The 2738-nt window shown below is 69.4% G+C and carries 1 protein-coding gene; it reads left to right on the forward strand.

The window, feature by feature from the left end:
- On the forward strand, window positions 1-2738 hold a 2738-nt coding region (locus G6039_RS29985; RefSeq protein ID WP_164528193.1), incomplete at both ends, for a non-ribosomal peptide synthetase.

The raw sequence follows: 2738 nt of genomic DNA on the forward strand, positions 1-2738 counted from the left end.
CCCGCGACGTGATGGTGGCGTATGCGGCGCGCAGCCGCGGCGAGGCGCCGGCGTGGGCGCCGCTGCCGGTGCAGTACGCCGACTACACCCTGTGGCAGCGTGAGGTGCTCGGCGACGAGACCGACCCGCAGTCGCTGATCTCGCGCCAGCTCGACTACTGGCGGGACCAGCTGGCCGATCTGCCCGACAGCCTGGAGCTGCCCACCGACCGGCCACGGCCGCCGGTGGCGTCGTATCGCGGCGCGGATCACCTCTTCGAGATCGGCGCGGATCTACAGTCCGGAATCGACGCACTGGGGCGCCGCACCGGCACGAGCGGCTTCATGGTGGTGCACGCTGCGCTGGCGGTGACGCTGGCGCGCCTGGCCGCGACGGACGACGTCGCTGTCGGAACGGTGATCGCGGGACGCGGTGAGGCCGAACTCGACGAGCTGGTCGGCATGTTCGTCAACACCCTGGTGCTGCGGGCCCGGATCGATTCGGGGGAGTCGTTCGCGGATCTGCTGGCGCGGGTGCGGGAGACGGACCTGGGTGCGTTCGGCCATGCCGACGTGCCGTTCGAGCGTCTCGTCGAGGTGCTCAACCCGGTTCGTTCGCAAGCGCATTCGCCGCTCTTCCAGGTCTCCCTGGTGTTTCAGAACCTCGCCACACCCGAGTTCGAACTCGGTGACCTGTCCCTCTCGGGTGTCGAAATCGACACCGTGGCAGCCAAGTTCGACCTCCAGCTCACCCTCGTCGACACCGTGGATCCGGATGGCGGCAGCCACTACGCGGCGGACATCGTCTATGCGACGGATTTGTTCGATGGGGAGTCCGTGTCGCGGTTTGCGGAGCGGTTCGTGCGCGTGTTGGCGGGTGCGGTGGCGGATCCGTCGGTCGCGGTGGGTGATCTGCCGCTGTTGGAGGCGGTGGAGCGGTCGTTCGTGGTCGAGGCGGTCAACGCCACGGCACACCCGGTGGATACGGCTGCGTCGTTGGTGTCGTTGTTCGAGGCGCAGGTGGCACGGACGCCGGATGCGGTCGCGGTTGTCGGTGCCGGTGGTGAGGTGCTGACGTATGCGCAGTTCGCGTCGCGTGTTCGTCGGGTGGCGCGTTATCTGATGTCCCAGGGGGTGGGGCCGGAGTCGTTGGTGGCGCTGGCGATGCGGCGTTCGGTCGAGATGCTGGTCGGCATCTATGCCGTGCTCGAAGCCGGTGGGGCGTACGTGCCGGTGGATCCGGATCTGCCGGCCGAGCGGATCGCGCACGTCGTCGATACCGCCGATCCGGTGGTTGTCCTGTCCGCCTCGCGTGACGGTGTCACCGTTGTCGGCGGCCGCTCGGTGCTGTGCATCGACGAGGTCGAGGTGTCGGGGTTCTCGGATGCGCCGGTGGCCGAGTCGGAGCGGGTGGCGGTGTTGCGACCGCAGCATCCGGCGTATGTGATCTTCACGTCGGGGTCGACGGGGCGGCCGAAGGGTGTGGCGGTCTCGCATACGGCGATCGTGAACCGGTTGGTGTGGATGCAGGGCCGGTACGGGCTCGACGGTTCGGATGTGGTGTTGCAGAAGACGCCGGTGACGTTCGATGTGTCGGTGTGGGAGTTGTTCTGGCCGTTGCAGGTTGGTGCGCGGTTGGTGATCGCCGTGCCGGATGGTCATCGAGATCCGCGGTATCTGGCGGAGGTGATCGGTCGGGAGTCGGTGACGACGGTGCATTTCGTGCCGTCGATGTTGGCGGCGTTCCTCGGTGCCGGGGTGGCGTCGGGGTGCGGGTCGTTGCGTCGGGTGTTCGCGTCGGGCGAGGCGTTGCCGGGGGCGGTGGCGCAGCGGTTGCGGGGCGAGTTGCCGCGGGTGGGGGTGCACAATCTGTACGGTCCGACCGAGGCTGCGGTGGATGTGACGTTCCACGAGGTGGTCGATGCGGACGTGGTGGCGGTGCCGATCGGGGCGCCGGTGTGGAACAGCCGGGTGTATGTGCTCGACGGGCGGTTGCGGCCGGTGCCGGTGGGGGTGGCCGGTGAGCTGTATCTGGCCGGGGTGCAGTTGGCGCGCGGGTACGTCGGCCGGTCCGATCTGACGGCGGAGCGGTTCGTGGCCGATCCGTTCGCCGGGGACGGGTCGCGGTTGTATCGCACGGGGGATCTGGTGCGGTGGACCGCCGGTGGTGAGCTGGACTACCTCGGTCGGACCGATTTCCAGGTCAAGGTGCGGGGTCTGCGGATCGAGCTGGGGGAGATCGAGGCGGCGTTGTCGGTGCAGCCGCAGGTGGCGCAGGCGGTGGTGCTGGTGCGGGAGACCGAGCTGGGCCAGCAGTTGGTGGGGTATGTGGTGCCGGCGGCGGGTGTGCAGGTCGATGTGCGGCAGTTGTCGGCGGCGGTGGGCGAGGTGTTGCCGGGGTACATGGTGCCCGATGCGGTAATGGTGTTGGCGGCGTTGCCGACGAATGCGTCGGGCAAGCTGGATCGGCGGGCGTTGCCGGAGCCGGTGTTCGAGGCGGCGGTGTTCCGGGCGCCGGTCACGCCGGTGGAGCAGATCGTGGCGTCGGTGTTCACCGAGGTGCTCGGGGTCGAGCGGGTCGGGGCGGACGACGATTTCTTCGCGTTGGGTGGGAATTCGTTGATCGCGACGCAGGTGGTGGCGCGGATCGGGGCGGCGCTCGAGGCGTCGGTGCCGGTGCGTACGGTGTTCGAGGCGTCGACGGTGGCGGGGTTGGCGGCGCGGCTCGAGTCGCATGCCGGGTCGGGGGCGCGGGCGGCG

The organism is Rhodococcus aetherivorans (genome assembly GCF_011058165.1).
GTDB classification, from domain to species: domain Bacteria; phylum Actinomycetota; class Actinomycetes; order Mycobacteriales; family Mycobacteriaceae; genus Rhodococcus; species Rhodococcus aetherivorans.